This window comes from Romboutsia timonensis (assembly GCF_900106845.1).
Classification (GTDB): Bacteria; Bacillota; Clostridia; order Peptostreptococcales; family Peptostreptococcaceae; genus Romboutsia; species Romboutsia timonensis.
The window spans coordinates 1,472,411-1,494,039 of record NZ_LT629850.1 but is presented as its reverse complement, the minus strand read 5'-3'; the positions used below and the strand labels follow the sequence as shown (position 1 = coordinate 1,494,039).

The following is a 21,629-nucleotide window of genomic DNA, read 5'->3' as shown; positions in this document are numbered from 1 at the left end:
TTACTTCGCAATATATTAATATTGTAAAATTTATAACTAAAATTTCAATTATACCTAGAATGCAATTTAAAGACTAGTTTGGTAGAGGTTGATTGATTTGTCATAAGAAACAATATATAATAAATATTTTAAAAATTATAATAAGCTGGTGTATTTTAAATTTAGTGTATGCTATTATGATATTAAAAAAAATGTAAGAATACTTAAATAAAAAAAGGGATTAAGCCTATAGTTACAGAATAAATAAAAAAGAAATAATTTGATGAATTTCATCAAATTATTTATATATTAAATAGGGAGAAATATATAAAATATGAAACTAAAAAAGTACATTACTAGCATGCTAGTAGCAGGAATCGTTTTAACTTCAACAAGTTCAGCATTTGCAATGAACAACAATTCAAATAATCAAGATTCAATAGGTGTTTCTAAACTATCAATCCAAGAAATAGACGATAATAAAGTAAATTTAAAAAATTCAGCACCAGTAGAGGACAAATTAAAGTCTATTGAGGAACAAGAGAAGGAATGGAAAGAATTAGAAGAAAGAGTTAAGGCAGGGGACAAAGATTTGATGCCAACAGATCAAGATCTTAAAGAAAAAGGTATAACAACAAAAGGAGGTTATCCAACTAGAAAGGGTACGATACTTGTAACCAAAGCTTTTGGAGTTACATCATTAACAGGGCATGCTGGAATTGTATATAATTCTAATACATCAATAGAATCATTCCCGAAAATTTTTTCGCCTAAAGGTCAAGATGGAGTTTATTCATATCCGAATGATTGGAATACAAGATATAGCAGTGGATATGGGGTTAATGTAAGGGGAACTAGTCAAGCTCAAGATAACGATGCAGCAGATTATTCATATAGAAGATTCCAAGAAAGAAAGCCTTATAATTGGACATTTACTGATACAGAAAATGGTGCGAAATTTTACTGTTCTCAATTAGTTTATAAAGCATTTAAAGTAATGAATGGTGTTAACATAAATCATAATGGTGGTATAGTTTATCCTATGGATTTAGTTAATTCTAGTAATACATATATTGTGTGGTCGAAATAATAGTTAAATAGAAAGAGGTATAGAATGAAGTTATCTAAACAGAAAATTTTTTTAATCATAATTATAAGTTTTGCTTTTTTAATAGGCTGTTCAAGGAATAAAAGTTATATTGAAGACTATGAATATGGCTTATTATATACTTCAAATAGCGGTTCAGTTGTATCTCTTTATGACAAACAAGGTGAAAATTTAGGGGAAAAAAATTTAAACGTATCAGGGATAACATTTGGAAGTTTTATGAAAAACGGAATAGAAGTAAAAGATAAACTATATTATGCTGCTCCATTAGCTGGAAGTAATCAACAAGATTTTGTTGTAGAGATGGATAAAGATAAATTATCTGTAAGCAAAATTAAAAGTACAGGAGTTACTCCAACATTTTTTTCTTCCGATGGGAAATACACTTTTAGTGGGATTTCTTCATTAAATAATTCTCAAATAATTAAGACCGACATAGAAAAAAATAAAGTAATAGGTACAAATGAATTAGAGGGTCAAGGCATCAATATGATTGAAGATGGAAATCAACTTTATATTTTAAGTATAAATCACAATGACTCAGGAAAATCAACAAGTGGAAATTTATATACAATTGATAAGTCTAGTTTTAAAGTTCTAAATAAAATAGTTGTTGAAGATATAAGTTTTACTTGTGATATGGCAAAAATAAGTAATTACATATACATTCTAGTCACTAATGATGGTTTAGATAACAAAACAAATAAGGTTAGAAGGATTAGTTTGAAAGATGGATCTATAAAAGAGTTCAACTTACCATTTAAGAATTTATCAAAAATTCATATAAATAATGATGATATTTATATTGTAGAGTCTGATGTACACAGAGAAGAAATTTGTAATAATGTTGCTAAATTAGATATAAAAACTGGAGAAATAAAATCTTTTAATGTTGAGGGAAACATCCTTTCAAGTATAATAGCAGATAATAAATTTATTTTATCTGATGGTAAAAAGGTATATGTACATAATTTAAATGATTTTAAACTTGAGAAAGAATTTGATGCAAAATCTTATGATAATAAGGTTTTTGTATCTATATTTAAAAAATAAATATAGATATTCTAAAGTTAGTTATTGATTTTCAAAAAAAAGAAAATTTACATGTGTCATTATTTGATGAATTAAGAGAGATTATAATTTAATGTATAATAAGACTGAAAGAAAACACGAAAGATAATAGGGGGATTTAATATGAATAAAAGAATTATGGCTTTAGGGCTATTAGGACTTTCTCTATCAATGGCTGTACCTGTTACAAATTATGCTAAAGAAATAGAGACTGATAAGGAAATTGTTACTAATATTGAAGGAAATGAAGTATTAGAAACACCTGTTACGGCTGAAGAGTACGAGGCATTTGGGGAAGGTGCAAAAGACGATTGTGAAGAAACTTATAAACTTGAAGTTACAGATGAAAATATAGATAAGATAAAAGCTGGAGAAGAAGTTCAAGCTATAAGTACAGAGAATAGCTCAAGATCTATAAGCTGTAGTTATAACTGGACACCAAGAAATACAAGCTGGTCAGTTAAGATAAGCGGACTTAATGACTATAAGTTAGGATTTACAAGATTTTTAATACAAAATAAGTTTACTAGAAGTGGAAAACAATATACTGGAACTTTATATGATGAATCTATTCAGCTAGGATTGCTAAATAATGGAACATATACTCCTAGTGGGAAGGTTGGACCTACAGCTGGAAAAATTCAAACAGGAGATGCTTTATACGTTACAGTTAAAAGAGGAAATACAACAGTACATAGTTGCGTTAAAAGCGCTAAATAAATAGAAAAAGGCTATGGTTGATAGTAGACCATAGCCTTTTAAATTTGTATATTAAAATGTTTTTAAAACTGAGGAGCAATATGGTGAGATACGAATTATTCACCATTTATACTTATAAAATTCATTTTTATTGAAATGAATTTTAATAAATAATTTATGAATAAAAATGTAGCTATATAGTAACATGTAAAAAAAAGAATGTTATTAATAGCAATTACACTTTCAAAAACTAGTAAAACACAAGTAATTATGCAAAATAATAACTGTAAACTATAATAAGAATCTTTAATAACCTTTATATTATTATTTTTTATAGTGCAAATAATAAATTTCTTTTTAAATGATACGAGACTATATGTAAAAAAAATCAATGGGATTATAATCGCAGAAATTACAAGTAATGTATATTCCATTTAAATACTAACCTCCTTTTTTTATTTATTCCCTATATAATAATTATTATAATAAGTGAGTATTATGCACATTATATTTATGAATAAACACCAATATTATTGATATTTATTCATAAATATAATTCTGATAAAATAATTACAGAAGACTAGTATAAAAATATTTGTAAAAAGATTATTTCTGTATATATAAATAAAATTAAAAAAAGCAAACCTATTTTAATTTATTACAATGATGAATCAATTCAAAATACAGCATTTGAGTTTGAGTTTATATATTTAGATTCAGAAGGAAATAAAATAGAGCGTTATTAATTTATTACAAAATATAAAAACTATAAATTACGTGATCCAAAATAATTAAAAATAAGGCTTAAATTAAGCCTTATTTCAGAGCGTAGACAAAGTCTACGCTCTTTTATTTTTGTCAATACTCTTTATGAGGTGATAAATATGTTAACTATAAGAAAAGAAAATTTTAGAGATGATGAAATAAATGTTATATTAGATGGATTGGTTCCTGAAAACCATTTAGTAAGAAAAATAGAAAATGCAATAGATTTTAGTTTTATTTATGATAAAGTAAAAGATTTATACTCTCCGTTAGGAGCTCCAAGTATAGATCCTGTTGTTTTAATAAAAATAGTTTTAATTCAATATTTATTTGGCATACCTTCAATGAGGCAAACAATTAGAGAAATAGAAGTAAATGTAGCGTATAGATGGTTTTTAGGTTACTCATTAACTGAAAAAATTCCTCATTTCTCAACTTTTAATAAAAACTATGAAAGACGATTTAAAAATACAGATTTATTTGAATCAATATTTAAAGAAATTTTAGCGAGAGCTACAAAATGTGGATTTGTAGATTCTTCTAATATCTATATAGATTCAACACATATAAAAGCTAGTGCTAATAAGAAAAAATATACTAAAGTAGAGGTAGATATTCAAGCTAAGCATTATCAAGAAAAACTAGAAAAAGAGATAAATGAAGATAGATTAAAACATGGAAAAAGTCCATTATGTGAAGTGAAAAATGAAGAGGTAAAAAAAAAGGAAAAAATAGAGAGTAATACAGATAAGGATAGTGGCATGTTCTTCAAAAATGAAAAAGAAAAATGCTTCGCATATCTAGCGCATACAGCTTGTGATAACAATAATTTCATATTAGATTTTCATATTACATCTGGTAACATACATGATAGCGTAGCTTTTTCCGATTTATATCAAAAGATAAAAAATAATAGTAAACAACATACAACAGCGATAGCTATAGATGCTGGATATATAACTCCTTATATTTGTAAAACTATTTTAGATGATGGTATAATTCCTGCTATTCCATATAAAAGACCTATGACTAAAAAAGGATTTTTTAAGAAATATGAATATGTATATGATGAGTATTATGACTGTTATATTTGTCCTAATAATAAAATTTTAAAATATTCAACTACCAATAGAGATGGGTATAGAGAATATAAATCTAATCCAAGTGATTGCAAATCTTGTGAACACTTAAATATTTGCACTAATAGTAAAAATAAACAAAAGTTAGTTACAAGGCATATATGGCAAAATTATTTAGAAGAAGCTGATCATCTTAGACATAAGCCATATNTTGTTATATTTGTCCTAATAATAAGATTTTAAAATATTCAACTACTAATAGAGATGGCTATAGAGAGTATAAATCAAATCCAAATGATTGTAAATCTTGTGAGCATTTAAATATTTGTACAAATAGTAGAAATAAACAAAAGTTAGTTACAAGGCATATATGGCAAAATTATTTAGAAGAAGCAAATCATCTTAGACATAAACCATATGTAAAAAAGTTTACAGTAAACGTAAAGAAACAATTGAACGAGTTTTTGCAGATGCAAAAGAGAAACATGGTATGAGATATACAAAATTAAGAGGTTTGTCGAAAATTGAGATGGAGGTAAGCCTTATTTTCTCATGTATGAATCTAAAAAAATTAGCCAATTGGATGTGGAAGGATACGTCCAGTAATCTAAGGCTTACGCCTATTTTTAGTATATTATCATTAAAAATTTTTATAAAAAAGAAAATAGCCATTTAATATAAGTAAAAATGGCTATTTTGTCTACAATCTGANTTATATTAGATGGATTGGTTCCTGAAAACCATTTAGTAAGAAAAATAGAAAATGCAATAGATTTTAGTTTTATTTATGATAAAGTAAAAGATTTATACTCTCCGTTAGGAGCTCCAAGTATAGATCCTGTTGTTTTAATAAAAATAGTTTTAATTCAATATTTATTTGGCATACCTTCAATGAGGCAAACAATTAGAGAAATAGAAGTAAATGTAGCGTATAGATGGTTTTTAGGTTACTCATTAACTGAAAAAATTCCTCATTTCTCAACTTTTAATAAAAACTATGAAAGACGATTTAAAAATACAGATTTATTTGAATCAATATTTAAAGAAATTTTAGCGAGAGCTACAAAATGTGGATTTGTAGATTCTTCTAATATCTATATAGATTCAACACATATAAAAGCTAGTGCTAATAAGAAAAAATATACTAAAGTAGAGGTAGATATTCAAGCTAAGCATTATCAAGAAAAACTAGAAAAAGAGATAAATGAAGATAGATTAAAACATGGAAAAAGTCCATTATGTGAAGTGAAAAATGAAGAGGTAAAAAAAAAGGAAAAAATAGAGAGTAATACAGATAAGGATAGTGGCATGTTCTTCAAAAATGAAAAAGAAAAATGCTTCGCATATCTAGCGCATACAGCTTGTGATAACAATAATTTCATATTAGATTTTCATATTACATCTGGTAACATACATGATAGCGTAGCTTTTTCCGATTTATATCAAAAGATAAAAAATAATAGTAAACAACATACAACAGCGATAGCTATAGATGCTGGATATATAACTCCTTATATTTGTAAAACTATTTTAGATGATGGTATAATTCCTGCTATTCCATATAAAAGACCTATGACTAAAAAAGGATTTTTTAAGAAATATGAATATGTATATGATGAGTATTATGATTGTTATATTTGTCCTAATAATAAGATTTTAAAATATTCAACTACTAATAGAGATGGCTATAGAGAGTATAAATCAAATCCAAATGATTGTAAATCTTGTGAGCATTTAAATATTTGTACAAATAGTAGAAATAAACAAAAGTTAGTTACAAGGCATATATGGCAAAATTATTTAGAAGAAGCAAATCATCTTAGACATAAACCATATGTAAAAAAGTTTACAGTAAACGTAAAGAAACAATTGAACGAGTTTTTGCAGATGCAAAAGAGAAACATGGTATGAGATATACAAAATTAAGAGGTTTGTCGAAAATTGAGATGGAGGTAAGCCTTATTTTCTCATGTATGAATCTAAAAAAATTAGCCAATTGGATGTGGAAGGATACGTCCAGTAATCTAAGGCTTACGCCTATTTTTAGTATATTATCATTAAAAATTTTTATAAAAAAGAAAATAGCCATTTAATATAAGTAAAAATGGCTATTTTGTCTACAATCTGAAATAAGGCTTAAATTAAGCCTTATTTTTTTATTATACTATAAACTGAATTTAGAGTATTGTGGTATTATTTCTTGTCGTATATATTATATAGGGATATTATATAAGGAGGAAATAATGAAAGAAAAAATAAAAAATTTTTTTTATAATCAATGGATAATAGCAATAGGAAGTCCAATAATATTGGGTTTAGCATCATTTTTATTTACCTCAATTAAAAATGATATGTCTTTTTTTGAATGTATAATAATTATATTCAATTATATAAAGGAAAAAACTATTAAAATACTCGATTATAAAGTTTCTATTGGAAGTATTTTAGTGTGTATAACAGTATTTGTTATTATTTTATTTGTGATAGATAAAAGATTTAGTAGAAAAACATCTAAAAGAGAACATCCTGATTGGTATTATGATTTTAGAAATATGGATATAAAGATTGGTTTTTTACTTGGAAATATAATAAGGCATTATATAAAGATGGATATGAAATAGAGGATTTAAAGCCGATTTGTAAATGCAAATGTGATTTACTAACTAAATCTAGAATAGATAATATTTACTATGGTACACCTAAATTACAATGTCCAAATTGTAAAAGTACTTATAATAAACCTATAGAAGATGATTTAGATGAAGTAAGATGTTTAATTGTACATAAAGTAAATAATTTTTTAAATAAAGAATCAGCAGAAGATTAAAATCAACATTTTCCAATAGCAAAAAATTATAAAAAAGTACTTACTGTATAAAGTGTACCCTTTGTCAAGGACAATTTAAAAAAAGGTATTTCTAAGAAACAAGATGATTTCTGTACTGAACAGGAGTCATCTTGCTTAAATTCCATTGATATCTATAATTATTATAGTAATCCATATAATCATCTATTTCTTTTATCACTTCTTCTAATGTACTACATTTGCTAAGAATAACTTCATCTTTAAAATGCCCAAAGAATGATTCTTGTGGAGCATTGTCCCAGCAATTGCCTCTCCTTGACATAGATTGTTTTAAACCTAATTGCTGTACTTGCTTTTGAAATTTAGGACTCGTGTAATGAACACCTTGATCTGAGTGTAAAATAGCTTCGCTATGGAGTTTTAAATTCACATTTGACTTAAGTTTTTCTAGTGTATTTAAAACAATATCTAACCGTAGGTTATCTGAGACATAATGAGCTAATATTTCATTTGTAGAGGAGTCTTTTATTGTAGACAAGTATGCTTTTTTTCCATTTTTATAACTTAAATATGTAATATCTGTTAATAGCACTTTATATGGTATATCTTGCTTAAATTCTCTGTTTATGAAATTAGAAACAATAGTATGCTCTTTACTTGCTTTCATCATACGTCTGTAAGGATTCGCTTTTCTATACGGGCAAACTATTCCATATTTTTTCATTATTCTCCTAATACGCTTTAAATTATATATTATATTAAATCTATCTTTTAAAACCATTTTTATTTGTCTTGCACCTTTTTTACGTCCTTTAAAGTTAAAAGCTTTTAATACATTTTCTTTTGATAAAATATCTTTATCTTCTCTTGATTTTCTTAAATCCTTGCTTTCTGATGAGAAGTATTTATAATACCCAGAACGTGATACACCTGCAACTTTACATAAATAACTTATCATATTTTTAAGTTTATATTTTTTTATTGTAGACTTAATAATCTCATATTTTTCACAAGAAAATAAACTTACTTCTTCTTTAACACTCTCCTTTCTATCATATCTAACTTTTTTAGTAATTCATTTTCAGCTTGAAGTAACTTCATTTTAGCTTCTAGTTTTTTGTATTTTTCTTCTATTGAAAGATCTTTCTCAATAGGTCTTCCAGTATTGTATTTGCGAGTATCTGTAAGTTTTATAGCTCCGCCATTTTTAAAGGCCGTACGCCATCTGCTAGCAGAAGATTTAATCCTTTGCATGCCTATAATATCGATATTGAAGCCACACTCTTCAAATATTATTCTAGGAAGTTTACCATTGATACTTTCATTTATAAATATTTTTTTAAATTCATCGGTATAGGTAATACCTTTCGAACTTACTTTCTTAATGTATTTGTTTTGTTTTAATATTATTATTTNATTAGTAGGTGCTTTTTTAATAAGTAAACTTTATGGATTTTGGTTTCTCGGTTAGAAAAAAGCACTTCGAAATATAAGTGCTTTTATGATGTTCGTATTCTATAACAATTGTGTACTTTCTTATATTCTATCATTGATTCATAGTATTTCAAGCCATCTATATAACTAATCACACAATTGTCTAACAGAGCCAAAATCAATAACTTTTAGTTATATATTTATGAATATTTTCAATTAGACATTATTCATTCAGTAGTGTTATAATCTCATTGTTATATTATTCAATATTTTTAATAACAAAAAAAATTATAAATTTTATATATATAAATGTCAAATTACTTATATATATTAAAAAGGAGAAATGTAATGTTTAATGTAAATAAAGAAAAATGTATTGGTTGTTCACAATGTGTAAAAGATTGTCCAGTTTCTGCTATTTCTTTAGTAGATAACAAGGCTGAAATAAACAACGAAAGATGTTTCAAATGTGGTCACTGTATAGCTATTTGTCCAGTAGAAGCTGTATCAACTGATGATTATAATATGGAAGAAGTTATTCCTTATGATAAAGAGAGCTTCTCAGTGGAAGCTGACAACTTACTTAACTTCATAAAATTCAGAAGAAGTGTAAGAAGATTCAAAGATAAAGAAGTTGAAAAAGAAAAAATAGAAAAAATAATTGAAGCAGGAAGATTTACTCAAACTTCAACAAACAGTCAAGATGTTTCTTATATAGTAGTTAGTGAAAAACTTGCTGAACTTAGAGATTTAGTTTATGAAAGTTTAAAAGTAAAAGGTGAGGCAATTTTAGCTAATTTAACACCTGAAACTTCTTATTTAGAAAGATATGCAAAAATGTGGGTTCATTCATATGAAATGTATAAACAAGACCCAATTAAAAACGATAAAATATTCTTCAATGCTCCAGTTGCCATATTTGTAGCTTCTCCAAACAATGTAAATGCTGGTTTAGCTTCTTCAAATATGGAACTTATAACTAACGCCTTAGGTCTTGGTACTTTCTTCAGTGGTTTTTCAATAGTTGCTGCTAAAGACAATAAACATATCTTAGATTTCCTTGGTGTAAATAGTTCTGATGAATTATTATCATGTTTAGTAATAGGATATCCTGATGTTAAATACAAAAGAACAGTTCCAAGAAAAGATGCTGTTATAAACTGGATGTAAGAGAATGTAAAATTGGTAAGTTTGGAATAATATTCATATTAAACTTTTTGAGGTAAATAAATGAAAGATCAAAGAGAAATAATTATTCCAGATTTAGACTACCGAGCTGAAGTAAGAAAATGTAAAACAATGGAAGATGTAGTTGGTAAAAATGGATTAATGCAAAAGCTGTTTAAAGATGTTATACAGCAATTATTAGAAGTAGAAATGTAAGAACATCTTGGAAGAGAAAGACATGAAAGAAATAATGAAATTAATCCAAACTATAGGAATGGATATAGTTCTAAAACTATTGAAAGTAGTTTTGGTGAAGTTGGCTTAGATATACCAAGAGATAGAAAAGCACAATTTGAACCGAAGGTTGTTAAAAAGTATGAAACTGTATGTAATGAACTAGATAAAAAAATAATAGGTCTTTATGCCTGTGGTATGAGTGTAAGAGATATCCAATCTGAAATGGAAGAACTATATGGCATTGATGTGTCTCCTGCAATGATATCTAAGATAACAGATAAGGTTGTAGAGGCTGCCGCCGAATGGCAAAGTAGAGAACTTGATAAAATATATCCAATCGTACAGACAGCTAAGAAAATCACTATATTTATCTACCATGAAAATTATGGAGAAATGGACCTCTCCAAACCAAAATTGGGCGTCTACTTTAGGACAGCTTACAATTATGTTTGGAGAAAGGATACCTAACTCTTACACAATATAAATTTTTTTGAAATTATGGAAAATTTAGTGTATAAATAACTAAATTAAACACATAATAATTGTGTAAAGAATTCCAGTATTAGTATTTCTCAAAAATAAAAAAATATTACTGGAATTTGAAATTTCCAGTAATATAAATTATAAAAAATCTTATTTAAACAAATCTATAGACATTCTCCCTTGTGCTAACTAGATTTATCTATTAAATAAAACATTAAAGCATTACAAATGTGTAATGCTTTAATGTTTTAATAAACTATTTATTATAATTTATTTGAACACTTTGGACAATATATAAAATCTTCTTCAGTTGTATATCCACAGTTTGTACAAATCTTTACATTATCCTCTATTTGTCCAAAATCTATTTCATCTATATTAAGATTTACTTCTTCACCTTTTTCAATTCTTCTTCCTATTTCAGGAGCTATTTTAGATACTTTTTCACAGCAACTTGTTTTTATGTAATATTCCTTATTCCATTTTATTATTGGTATGAAGAAAAACATAAAATACCAATAAGTCATATATACTTCTATATTAGAGTACTTTCCACAACATTTACATACGTTTAATTGTTTAAAGTCTAGCTTCTTTTGATTTTGACTTACTCCCATTATAAAAAACAATTAATTCACCTCCTTATTGTAATTTCATCCACAATTATCATTATATATCATGAGTTTTTTTATTTGACCCTTTGCTTTTATATAACTTTTCTATATTATAACATTAAATCAATACTTACATTGTATTTAGTGTATTATGTAACTTTTTTTGTAAATATATTGAATTTATTAAGAGTTTGGATAGTAATAAACTTATTAGTATAGAAAATGGTATTAATGATATTAACTTAATAAATAATAAGTTTTAATAATACAACTTAAAGGAGCTAAAATAAAATGTTTAGCAATTGAAGTTTTACTTCAAATTAATGAAATTATTCTATAATTGGAAAATAATTAAATATTTTATATAATATAATTAAGTTAGCAATTGTTATACATTACGATAAAAATAGGGGGGAACATGAGAAATTTTTTTAGTAAAGATAAATTTAATATATTAGATTTATTAAGTTTAATAATCATACTAATAGGTTTATTTAAAGATAATATTATATATATATTTATAGGTGCATATATACAAATTGCTCAAAGAATATCAGTACATTTTAAAGAATATAGGAATACAAAAAAACTCAAAGTATATTTTATAATAGACTTATCTATATTTTTTATGATTACATTAATATTTATAAAAAATATATTTAGTATTTGTACGTAAATTTAATATATTATAAATTATTTATAGTAAGTTATAGAAGTAACCACATCTTAGAATTTAATCTATTGAAAAATCTAAGGTGTGGGTATTTTTATCTCATACTTATCACAAAGAAAGCTAACATAGCCTAAATATATTACTAAATAAATGTTACAATATAGATACATTCACAATTGTTATATAATACGAAATAAAGATACATTTGATATCATATAGATTCATAGAAATTTGTTGATTAGATGATTAGTATTATTATGTATATTTGTCATAAGTTAGAAGTTAATGTGATATATATGTAATATAAAGAGATAAAAATATCACTTATCTATATTGATAAAGGAGAATTTGTTATGATTAAAGAAAGAAAGTATACTTTATGTTTTTTGGGTTTTCTAAGTTTTTTTGGTTTTAGTGGTTTAAATGGTAATCCCTATAATTTACTCTGGTTTAGTTTTGCAGGATATTTCTCATATTTTTGGTGGGCTAAATTAGGACAAATTGATAATGAATCTTTAAAGAAAAATAAATCCAGAGCTTGTGTAATTTCATATAGAATATGCTTTGTTATAGCATTTGTATTAAGTATATTAGTAAAATTATCAACTATAAGTGTAGAATCAAGCTTTAAAATACAGATAATATTAATATCAGTTACTTTTGCAATAGCAACTAATTTATGGGCATTTTTAACTTGTAGATTTGAGGAACAATATTAATATAATGCGAAATATATTCTGTAATAATATTTAAATTAAGAAAATTAATGTGTATAATAAAGGTATCTATAAAAAATTAAAGGTTGTGATAAGATGAAATGGTCAGAAGTAAGGACACTTCACCCAAATAAATTTGTATTATTAGAAAAATTAAAAGAACATATTGATGGAAATTATAAATATATTGATGAAGTAGCACTAATTGATGTAATAGATAATGATAAAGAAGCTAGTGATTTGCTAGTAAGATGTAAAGGTGATAGATTTGTATATCATACATCTAAAGAAGATTTATGTATGNTAGAGAACTTGATAAAATATATCCAATCGTACAGACAGCTAAGAAAATCACTATATTTATCTACCATGAAAATTATGGAGAAATGGACCTCTCCAAACCAAAATTGGGCGTCTACTTTAGGACAGCTTACAATTATGTTTGGAGAAAGGATACCTAACTCTTACACAATATAAATTTTTTTGAAATTATGGAAAATTTAGTGTATAAATAACTAAATTAAACACATAATAATTGTGTAAAGAATTCCAGTATTAGTATTTCTCAAAAATAAAAAAATATTACTGGAATTTGAAATTTCCAGTAATATAAATTATAAAAAATCTTATTTACACAAATCTATAGACATTCTCAAATTTACATCTGAGTATATAATGATTATTATCCTGATTATACATTTCTAATGTAGAATCCAAAATCATATTTGTACATATAAAAATTTTAAATATTTTTATCAAAAATATCTTGTAACAGAAAAACTATAAGAAGTCATATGTAGCTTCGTCAATACACCCACCATAATTTTCACTTCTTTTTTCTACCCCCCCTATTCGCATTATATAACAATTGTGTACTTTTTACATCTTATCATTAATTCACAGCATTATAAACCATCTCTATATAATTAATCACACAATTGTCTAACAGAGCCAAATAATAATACTAATAAAATACAGATATGATATAATAAAATCAAAAATAAAAAGGAGATATTAATATGGAAAGAAGATTATTAAATCCTAAAATAGATTTTGTATTTAAGAAGATATTTGGCTCAGAGAAACATCCAGGGGTGTTAATATCATTTTTAAATGCAGTACTAAAACCTAAAAATAATATAACAGATGTTGAAATAAAAAATACAGATATAGATAAGTCGTACATAGAGGATAAGTTTTCAAGATTGGATGTAAAGGCAGTAACAAGTAAAAATGAAATTATAAATATAGAAATTCAATTAAAAAATGAATACAATATGATACAAAGAAGTTTATACTATNTATTATTTCTCCAGATATTGTTTCTAGTATTGGAATAAGTGCTTCCCCATTAGATAAATTTATAACTATGTACGGAATTGGTGGAGAGCACTATGCATATAGAAAGAAAATAGATTCTATTTCAATATGTGGAATGGATTTAAAAGATATAGAAATAGATTTTGGAGTTATAGATGAAAATGGAAATATAAATGGTTTAATAGGTTTAGACGTATTATTAGAGCTTGGTGTGTCTATAGATTTAAAAAATTTAAAACTAAAGTTATAAATATTAAGTTAAATTCTAAAATTTAATATAATGGAAAATAAATCAAGAGTTGTATTTATTCATACAACTCTTAATTTAGTTCGTATTATATTAATATTGTAATGTTAGCATAATCCAATAATCACTTTATATCTTTAACTTCTTGTGCCAAACCTACTACTCCACACACAGGACACTTTAACTTACGATAGTTTCCTGCATGAAAAGATATAATTTGGTAAAACTTTATTCTAAATTTAGATTTACAATTATTACAAATATATTCATGATTATTTATATGATTTAAAATAGCTAATACCAACGAAATAATAACTGTAACAAGTAAAACATTTTCTCCTAAGTAGATGTAAACTAATATATTTCCCAATATTAACCCAATATATATCAATAGACTTTTCAATATAATCCCCCTTCCCATTTAATTCAATTGAACAGTATATCTACTTTATACTATGTTCACAATTTATAACAATTGCTAAGTTAATTATATTGTATCATTTTCAACACTCATTTAAAACATAGCCATTATTTAAAATTTACTAATTTTAACCTTATGTTAAAATATAGCCCTATATTAAATTTTCGTAAACTTTTTGAGTAAATTCTGCATCATTTAAACCTCTATGAGAATTAGAAAGATAAGAAAGATATTCTTCATTACCTAATAACTCTAGTACTACATCACCTAACTTAGAACAAGGAGCATTCTCATCATATTGCTCTTTATACCATTTTCTATACATTTTCATAGTACAAGATTTTTTACGCTTAAATTCTTTTTTATAAACACGATTATAATTTTCGCATAAAAATCCATAATCAAATTCAATATTATGAGCAACTAAAGGAAGTCCTCCTATAAATTCTATAAATTTAGGTAAAACTTCTTCAATAGGAGGCTTATCTTTTACCATTTCATTTGTAATGCCTGTTATATCAGTTATCTTTTGAGATATTTTTTGGTTAGGTTTTACTAACATCTCAAAGGTATCTGATATTTTACCATCAATTACTTTTACAGCACCTATTTCTGTAATTTCATTATTAATAGGGGAAAGCCCTGTAGTTTCTAAGTCAAAAACCACATAGTTTCTTTTATCCCTATATTCTTTTTCTTCTCTTTTTAATCTTCTTTCATATTGTACTAATTTTTCTTTTACATATTGATCAATTTCATATAAAGGTGTTCTGCAAATATTTAAATTTCTTTGTTCACTTTCTTTTAGCTTAGGTAAGTAAATGTCTTTTAGCTCAGTAAGATAATGATTAAACATAAAAGTTGATAAATTTCTTGAGTCATTAAGCATATCTACACAAACTTGAACCTTATATAAAGCGATTAAGTAATCTTCTTTAATAGTGATTTCAGCAAGCAAATCAAAAAGCTCATCATCATTAGGAGATACTTTTTATTTATTAAAGTTATATAATTATTAAAGTTACAATTACTCACGTTAATTTTCTCCTCCTTAAAATAAAAACTATAATATTATTATATAATTGTATTTTAAAACTGTGTATGTTAAATAGTCTCTAGTATTTTAATTTAAGATTATATTGAGGTTTAATTTTTATCTAGAGCATCTATAGTAGATTATGGTAGGGGTAGTTTACGCAATTCTTTTATTCTTATCTATTTTTATAGGTATTATATTTTTCATTACTTATAGTAGTTTTTTATATAATAAGCAGCTTTACTTCAAATTAATGAAACTATTTTATAATTGGAAAATAATTAAATATTTTGTATAATATAATCAAGTTGGTAATTGTAATATAATGTAAAATGGGGTGAAGGGACGAATGGATGGAGTAGTATCAACAATAATAGGAGTAGCATTATCAAATTTAATTTGTAGCTTTTTATTGAATATATTAAATAACAATATGTGGAGTGTATTTAATGTAATACGAAAAGACTTAAATAAATTAACTAATAAAACTAGGAGTATTTTGAGTTTTTTAGGTTTTATTTTGGCAATATTGATAACTGTTGTGCTAAAGATAGTATTAAATATTAACTCTTTTGAAGAAGGCTTAGTTTTAGGTTTTTTATTAGCAATAAAAGACACATGTTTTAAATATGATATAGTAGAAAATGCATAATATTAATATATTACGAATTATTTATAGTAAGTTATAAAAGTAACCACATTTTAGAATTCAATCTATTGAAAATCTAAGGTGTGGTTATTTTTATATCATATTTATCACAAAGAAAGCTAACATAGCCAAAAATTAAGAATAAAACATTAAAAAAGTAGTCTGAGGTTAACTAATCAGACTATTTTTAATATTTAAATATACTACTAAATAAATGTTACAATATAGATACATTCACAATTGTTATATCATACGAACTAAGGATGTATTCAATATTATTTAATTAAATATCTGTATATTAGTATTTATTGATTAAAAACTAATATACGGATATTTGTATTACTTAATTTTAACAACTACCTTGCATTATAGAGTAGTATATGATAATATACATAAGTACTCTATAATACAAGGTGGTGGTGTGATGGAATTAAGTAAAGAAGTATTAAAGGGACATATTGATACTTTGATTGTGTCCATATTAAATGAAAAAGATTGTTATGGATATGAAATTGCAAAACAAGTAAGAGAAAAAAGTGAATTTGAATTAAAAGAAGGAACTATGTATCTTGCACTTAAAAGAATGGAGTCTAAGAATATAATTAAATCTTACTGGAGTAATGAACAGAGTTCAGGTGGTAAAAGAAAATATTATAATTTAACCGATGAGGGGAAAGAATTTTTAGAGTTAAAGAAACAAGAGTGGAGATTCATTAAAAGTGTCATGAATCAATTTTTAGGGGAGGTAGAATAATCAATGAAACTAATCGATGAATATTTAGACACACTATATAAAAAAGATAATAATAAAAGTACTTTAGAGTTAAAACAGGAAATGAGAGATCATCTTATAGAATCAGTGAATGATTTAAAGTTGCAGGGATTGAATGATGAGGAAGCGTGTAAAAAAGCAATTGAAAAATTTGATGATGGTATAGAAATGAAACAGGAATTACATAGTATAATAAAAGAACTTTCTTTATCGCTAGATAATCATAAATCTATAATAAAAGGAATTAGAAAGATAGTATGTTTTATAAGTATATTTGCATTTTTAACTTTTGGATTAATGTACTATTACAGTGATAGCCTACAAAAAAATAGAAATGAGTTAGGTAAATCATTTGATGAAGAAATAAGAATATTAGCTCAAAAATATGATATGACAAAGGTTGATGAATATAGGCAAGAACTTGAAAGTTTACTTAATGAAGATAAGTATAGGAAAATTAAAGCTTTTAGATTACATGTAGCAGATATGGAGGATGGAAACACTAGTTTAAGTTCATCAGGAGTAAATGCAAAAACTGTGTATGAAAAAGAATTAGATTATAACAGCACAAAGGCATATACCCAATATTTGGGATATGATGGAAAAGATTTTTTAGATAAGAGCGGAAATATAATAAATCCAAATATTTTTTCAGAATACTTCTTTTACTTTGAATCAAAAGCATTAATTCAAGTCTCACTTATAACGGGAGTACTTTCTCTTGTAAGTTATTTTATATTAAAGTTTAAAACTTCTTTAACAAAAAATAATTTAATTTGATATTGCAATTAAGTACAAAAAATAATAAGTAAATTGACCTATTGATAAAATTAATTTTGATGAATGTATTTAACTAACAATATTAATATACTACGAACAAATTATATAAAAAAAGTAGGCTCTGTTAGCTTACTTCGTGATAATTAGGATAAAAAAACAACTATACCTTAGAAATTTCAAGTTCTAAGGTATAGTTGTTTAATTTGTTATAAGTAGTTCGTATTATATTAAAATTATGATTTATAAAATGGTAGTGAAAAATAACGAATTTACTATTATCATTATTACCATAATAGTAGATAGTATTTTCCCAACTTTTGAGCCAAAGTTATCTTTAAATTTATAACCAAAAATTAGTGATGGAATAAAAAATAATAGAGAATAAAATATTGTATAATGATTTCCACTATTTCCATTAGACCATGCTTTTAGACCAATATAAGTCAAGATGTTATCTCCTATACAGATATCATTAAATGTAAAACTGAATAAACAGCCAACGATAAATAATAATAAAGAAAGTGAACCTATTCCAATTTTATTTTTTTTCACACTATCCCCTCCAAATAAAAATATTCATATAACTTAGATTCTATATAATATGTTAGTTCGAATTATATAACAATTACGAACTTAATTATATTATACATGATTAATCACGAAGTTAGCTAACACAGCCAAAAAGTATTATAGAACTCAAATGGCTTTTTTAAGAAAATTTTAGCGTTACCAGAGAAAATTCTACGGTAACGTTTTTTTTATTAGATGTTACCAGAAAATTTACAGTAACGCTTCTGGCAACGGGGTAAATGTGTATATTTCAATGATTTTTAAGGGTGTTATCGTAGTTTAGGAAAAGTCTTAATAGGTGTGAGATTAGAGGAAAATAAGATATATTTACCTCTAATTTTAAATAAGTTTATGGTTTTGGTTCTTTGGTAACGGTAGGTATTAATTTTGATAATGAAGAGAAAACTGCTAAAAAGTTAAGAAATATAATATAAAATTAGTAGATAAAGTAAATACAAAAATATATAATTAAATAATAAATAATAGAACGAAAGGTGTTGATAAATATGTCTCCACTAGAAAAAATGATAATACAAGCTTTAGAAAATGAAGATGATGATATAATTTTAGCAGAAGTACTAGATTTTTATGAATATTTAAAAGAAAAAAAGAAAAGACAAAAAGATACTCTATGGAAAAATATACAAGAAGATGAACCGACTAATGAAGAAATAGAAATAATAAATAATTATATACAAAGAGAAGCTAAAGATGAACCATATAGACTTAGCAGAAACTCAAAAGAAAGAGAACTTTCCTATCTAAGAGAAAAGTCTTTAAGAGATGAAATAAGTGCATTAGCAAATGCCAAAGAAAAAGGACTAAAAGAAGGATTAAAACAAGGATTATTTGAAGGTAAATTAGAAAGTGCAAGAAGCTTTTTAGATATTTTAGATGATGATACAATAGCTACTAAGCTCAATATCGATGTAGATATAATAAAAAAATTAAGAACAGAAACATTAAAAAAGTAGTCTGAGGTTAACTCATCAGACTATTTTTAATATTTAAATATATTACTAAATAAAGAGAGAGAATTATATGCCTCTATTTTTTGATTACAAAGTAACAAAAACATACTAAATAAATGTTACAATATAGATACATTCAAAATTTTTATAAATTATGAATTAAAGTAGGAGCTTATGCTCCTATTTTTTGTTAAAAAAATAAAAAATTAAAATAAATTGATAGAAATTTATATAATTTATCGTATTAGTAATTGTAAAAGCTTTTACAGAAGGAGGAAGCAAACTTGCAAGATGAGTTAATAATTAAATACATAAAAAAGAAAAAAGAAGTAGGAATGGAACTTCTTATAGATAATTACAGAGGAATACTTACATCTGTAGTTAGAAAGCATCTAGGAGTGTTAATAAATTATGAAGAAGAATGTATAGATGATGTACTTTTATCAATATGGGACAACATTAAAAGCTTTGATAAAAACAAAAACCAATTTAAAAATTGGATATGTGCTATAGCAAAATACAAGGCCATTGACTATAAAAGAAAGTATCTAGCTAAAGTAGAAACATTAGACATGACAGATGAAATCTATTATATAGACAAAGATTTAGTAAAGCAAGAAACAAAAGAAGAAGTAGAAGAAATATTAAGTCATTTAAATGAAAAAGACCGAGAGTTATTTGTAAAGCATTATTTAGAGGATATAGATTTAGAGACTATAGCATTAAAGAGTAATACAAAAGTATCTAATTTATATAACCGACTATCTAGAGGTAGAAAAAGAATTAGAGAAAATATGTGTAAATAGGGAGGTTTAATTATGAAGGATAAATATAGAATATTAAATGATGTTAAAGTAAATATAGATGAATATGAAGAAGTAAAGTTTGATAATAATGATAATATTAAACAGAGGATGAAGAAAAAGTTAAGAAATAGAAAGCCTTCTTATAGAAATGCAATAGCAGTTGCATCAGCTGTAATATTAGGTAGTAGTGTTATATTAAATGAAAATGTATGGGCACATGTTCAATCTATATGGTATACAATAGATGAAGTTTTTAGCTTGAAAAAAGAGGAAGTTAAAGACTATACCTATAACATAGATAAAACAGTAGAAGATAAAAATATTAAAATTTTATTTAAAAGTATTATGCTTGATGATGGAAAACTTATAATAGATGCAAATATTGATGACACTAAATTTAATCCTTTTGAAGATCTTACACAAAAACAACAAAAAGATTGGTCTGTTGATAAATGGGGAAATAAAGAAACTAGAGTATCATTAGGTGCAGATAGCACAGAAATTTATGTGGATGGAGTTAAACGAACATATTTTAATAATTCAGCTCCAAACTCAAATGATAAAAACGATGATAAAACTACAGATGTGTTAATAGAACAATCCATAGAGGCTATAGAAAGTGATAAAGACGAGCATTATTTAGAAAAAGTAAATGAAAATCAATTTCCAAATAATATTGATATAAATAAGATGTATAACTTTAAAATAAAAATTAATAAGTTACATATAGTTGAATCAGAGTATACAGACGAAGAATCAAAAACAGGTGAAGGTAGTTATGGTGCAGTAGTAGAAGGAGATTGGAGTGTAGATGTAAGTATAAAAGGAGAAGACTTAATAAATGCATCAACTAATTATGAAATAAATAAAGATATAGATCTAGAGTTAGATGATAGAAAAATAAATGTATCAGTAGATAATATTAGTATATCTCCTATCTATTTAGGATTAGATTATTCATATATAAATGAAGATGGATATAGTATAGAGTTCAAAGTATTTAATGATAAAGGAGAAGAGTATAGATGGGTATCTATTCAATCAGATTCATATATTGGTAAAATTGATAAAGCTAACTTTGAGATGAAACTGATAAATTCGTATAAAGATACAAAATATATTAAATTAGTTCCTACTATTATTCATTATCAAAAAGGAAAGACACTGGTATTTGAGGACAAATCTATAGAAATAGAAATTAATAAATAAAAAATAAGTTATAAACA

At 25.1% G+C, this 21,629-nt stretch carries 20 protein-coding genes and 5 pseudogenes; 20 read left to right on the top strand and 5 right to left on the bottom strand.

The annotated features are described in order from the left end of the window. Nucleotides 1-313: 313 nt before the first annotated feature. The 7 genes and pseudogenes from BN7997_RS09730 to BN7997_RS09695 all read left to right on the top strand — a co-directional run bounded on the left by BN7997_RS09730 (nt 314) and on the right by BN7997_RS09695 (nt 7,322). Nucleotides 314-1,069, top strand: a complete 756-nt coding sequence (locus BN7997_RS09730) for a hypothetical protein (protein WP_071120599.1) — start codon at nt 314-316, stop codon at nt 1,067-1,069. Between the two features lie 24 nt (nt 1,070-1,093). Beyond that, entirely contained in the window at nt 1,094-2,140 is a 1,047-nt protein-coding gene (locus BN7997_RS09725; RefSeq protein WP_071120598.1) for an NHL repeat-containing protein, read from the top strand. A gap of 141 nt (nt 2,141-2,281) precedes the next feature. Then, entirely contained in the window at nt 2,282-2,878 is a 597-nt protein-coding gene (locus BN7997_RS09720) for a hypothetical protein (protein ID WP_071120597.1), read from the top strand. Between the two features lie 863 nt (nt 2,879-3,741). Beyond that, nucleotides 3,742-4,911 (top strand): annotated as a pseudogene (locus tag BN7997_RS09710) (IS1182 family transposase); the annotation flags it as partial. After that, nucleotides 4,908-5,377: pseudogene (locus tag BN7997_RS16045) on the top strand (transposase). The pseudogenes BN7997_RS09710 and BN7997_RS16045, both read left to right, overlap by 4 nt. Nucleotides 5,378-5,415: 38 nt before the next feature. Beyond that, nucleotides 5,416-6,794: pseudogene (locus BN7997_RS09700) on the top strand (IS1182 family transposase). Nucleotides 6,795-6,944: 150 nt separating this feature from the next. Beyond that, nucleotides 6,945-7,322: a hypothetical protein gene (locus BN7997_RS09695; RefSeq protein WP_071120593.1), complete on the top strand. Its 378-nt coding sequence runs from the start codon at nt 6,945-6,947 to the stop codon at nt 7,320-7,322. 297 nt (nt 7,323-7,619) lie between these two features. Here BN7997_RS09695 and BN7997_RS15280 read toward each other — a convergent pair. Further along, nucleotides 7,620-8,944 (bottom strand): IS3 family transposase gene (locus BN7997_RS15280; RefSeq protein WP_242873446.1). Its coding sequence is split into 2 segments (ribosomal slippage): nt 7,620-8,557 and nt 8,557-8,944, totalling 1,326 coding nucleotides; the frame shifts between segments, so codons are not numbered across the junction. A gap of 345 nt (nt 8,945-9,289) precedes the next feature. On the opposite strand from BN7997_RS15280, the gene BN7997_RS09680 reads away from it, so the two are divergent. Next, nucleotides 9,290-10,111, top strand: coding sequence for a nitroreductase family protein (locus BN7997_RS09680; protein ID WP_071120591.1), 822 nt, complete (start codon nt 9,290-9,292; stop codon nt 10,109-10,111). 60 nt (nt 10,112-10,171) lie between these two features. Beyond that, nucleotides 10,172-10,687, top strand: a pseudogene (locus BN7997_RS15275) (transposase); the annotation flags it as partial. A 404-nt stretch (nt 10,688-11,091) separates the two neighbouring features. Here the strand turns inward: BN7997_RS15275 and BN7997_RS09670 are convergent. Next, on the bottom strand, nt 11,092-11,457 hold the full coding sequence (locus BN7997_RS09670; protein ID WP_071120589.1) for a zinc ribbon domain-containing protein: 366 nt from the start codon (nt 11,455-11,457) through the stop codon (nt 11,092-11,094). A 403-nt stretch (nt 11,458-11,860) separates the two neighbouring features. On the opposite strand from BN7997_RS09670, the gene BN7997_RS09665 reads away from it, so the two are divergent. The 5 genes and pseudogenes from BN7997_RS09665 to BN7997_RS09645 all read left to right on the top strand — a co-directional run bounded on the left by BN7997_RS09665 (nt 11,861) and on the right by BN7997_RS09645 (nt 14,401). Continuing rightward, on the top strand, nt 11,861-12,118 hold the full coding sequence (locus BN7997_RS09665; protein WP_071120588.1) for a hypothetical protein: 258 nt from the start codon (nt 11,861-11,863) through the stop codon (nt 12,116-12,118). Between the two features lie 350 nt (nt 12,119-12,468). Next, a complete protein-coding gene (locus tag BN7997_RS09660; protein ID WP_071120587.1) occupies nt 12,469-12,834 on the top strand; it encodes a DUF3796 domain-containing protein in 366 nt (121 codons plus the stop codon). A gap of 339 nt (nt 12,835-13,173) precedes the next feature. Continuing rightward, nucleotides 13,174-13,308: pseudogene (locus BN7997_RS16040) on the top strand (IS256 family transposase); the annotation flags it as partial. A gap of 542 nt (nt 13,309-13,850) precedes the next feature. Continuing rightward, nucleotides 13,851-14,171, top strand: a complete 321-nt coding sequence (locus BN7997_RS09650) for an Rpn family recombination-promoting nuclease/putative transposase (RefSeq protein ID WP_071120585.1) — start codon at nt 13,851-13,853, stop codon at nt 14,169-14,171. Continuing rightward, nucleotides 14,102-14,401 (top strand): aspartyl protease family protein, encoded by a 300-nt coding sequence (locus BN7997_RS09645; RefSeq protein WP_071120584.1) that lies wholly within the window; start codon nt 14,102-14,104, stop codon nt 14,399-14,401. The genes BN7997_RS09650 and BN7997_RS09645 overlap by 70 nt, the downstream gene beginning before the upstream one ends. A gap of 121 nt (nt 14,402-14,522) precedes the next feature. Here the strand turns inward: BN7997_RS09645 and BN7997_RS09640 are convergent, their stop codons facing one another. Further along, nucleotides 14,523-14,801: a hypothetical protein gene (locus BN7997_RS09640; protein ID WP_071120583.1), complete on the bottom strand. Its 279-nt coding sequence runs from the start codon at nt 14,799-14,801 to the stop codon at nt 14,523-14,525. A gap of 169 nt (nt 14,802-14,970) precedes the next feature. Continuing rightward, a complete protein-coding gene (locus BN7997_RS09635; protein WP_071120582.1) occupies nt 14,971-15,777 on the bottom strand; it encodes a 3'-5' exonuclease in 807 nt (268 codons plus the stop codon). Between the two features lie 427 nt (nt 15,778-16,204). Between BN7997_RS09635 and BN7997_RS09630 the strand changes: the two genes are divergently transcribed. The 3 genes from BN7997_RS09630 to BN7997_RS09620 all read left to right on the top strand — a co-directional run bounded on the left by BN7997_RS09630 (nt 16,205) and on the right by BN7997_RS09620 (nt 18,056). Beyond that, on the top strand, nt 16,205-16,507 hold the full coding sequence (locus tag BN7997_RS09630; RefSeq protein WP_071120581.1) for a hypothetical protein: 303 nt from the start codon (nt 16,205-16,207) through the stop codon (nt 16,505-16,507). Nucleotides 16,508-16,928: 421 nt separating this feature from the next. Beyond that, on the top strand, nt 16,929-17,258 hold the full coding sequence (locus tag BN7997_RS09625) for a PadR family transcriptional regulator (RefSeq protein WP_071120580.1): 330 nt from the start codon (nt 16,929-16,931) through the stop codon (nt 17,256-17,258). A 3-nt stretch (nt 17,259-17,261) separates the two neighbouring features. Then, complete coding sequence (locus BN7997_RS09620; RefSeq protein WP_071120579.1) at nt 17,262-18,056, top strand: permease prefix domain 1-containing protein; 795 nt, start codon at nt 17,262-17,264, stop codon at nt 18,054-18,056. 240 nt (nt 18,057-18,296) lie between these two features. On the opposite strand, the gene BN7997_RS09615 is transcribed toward BN7997_RS09620, so the two are convergent. Further along, a complete protein-coding gene (locus BN7997_RS09615; protein WP_083335078.1) occupies nt 18,297-18,608 on the bottom strand; it encodes a hypothetical protein in 312 nt (103 codons plus the stop codon). A 524-nt stretch (nt 18,609-19,132) separates the two neighbouring features. Between BN7997_RS09615 and BN7997_RS15800 the strand changes: the two genes are divergently transcribed. From BN7997_RS15800 to BN7997_RS09600, 3 genes are all read left to right on the top strand, one after another. Continuing rightward, nucleotides 19,133-19,600, top strand: a complete 468-nt coding sequence (locus tag BN7997_RS15800; RefSeq protein WP_071120577.1) for a hypothetical protein — start codon at nt 19,133-19,135, stop codon at nt 19,598-19,600. 281 nt (nt 19,601-19,881) lie between these two features. Then, nucleotides 19,882-20,403, top strand: coding sequence for a sigma-70 family RNA polymerase sigma factor (locus BN7997_RS09605; protein ID WP_083335077.1), 522 nt, complete (start codon nt 19,882-19,884; stop codon nt 20,401-20,403). Between the two features lie 12 nt (nt 20,404-20,415). After that, nucleotides 20,416-21,612, top strand: coding sequence for a DUF4179 domain-containing protein (locus BN7997_RS09600; protein ID WP_071120576.1), 1,197 nt, complete (start codon nt 20,416-20,418; stop codon nt 21,610-21,612). The last annotated feature ends 17 nt before the right edge of the window (nt 21,613-21,629 follow it).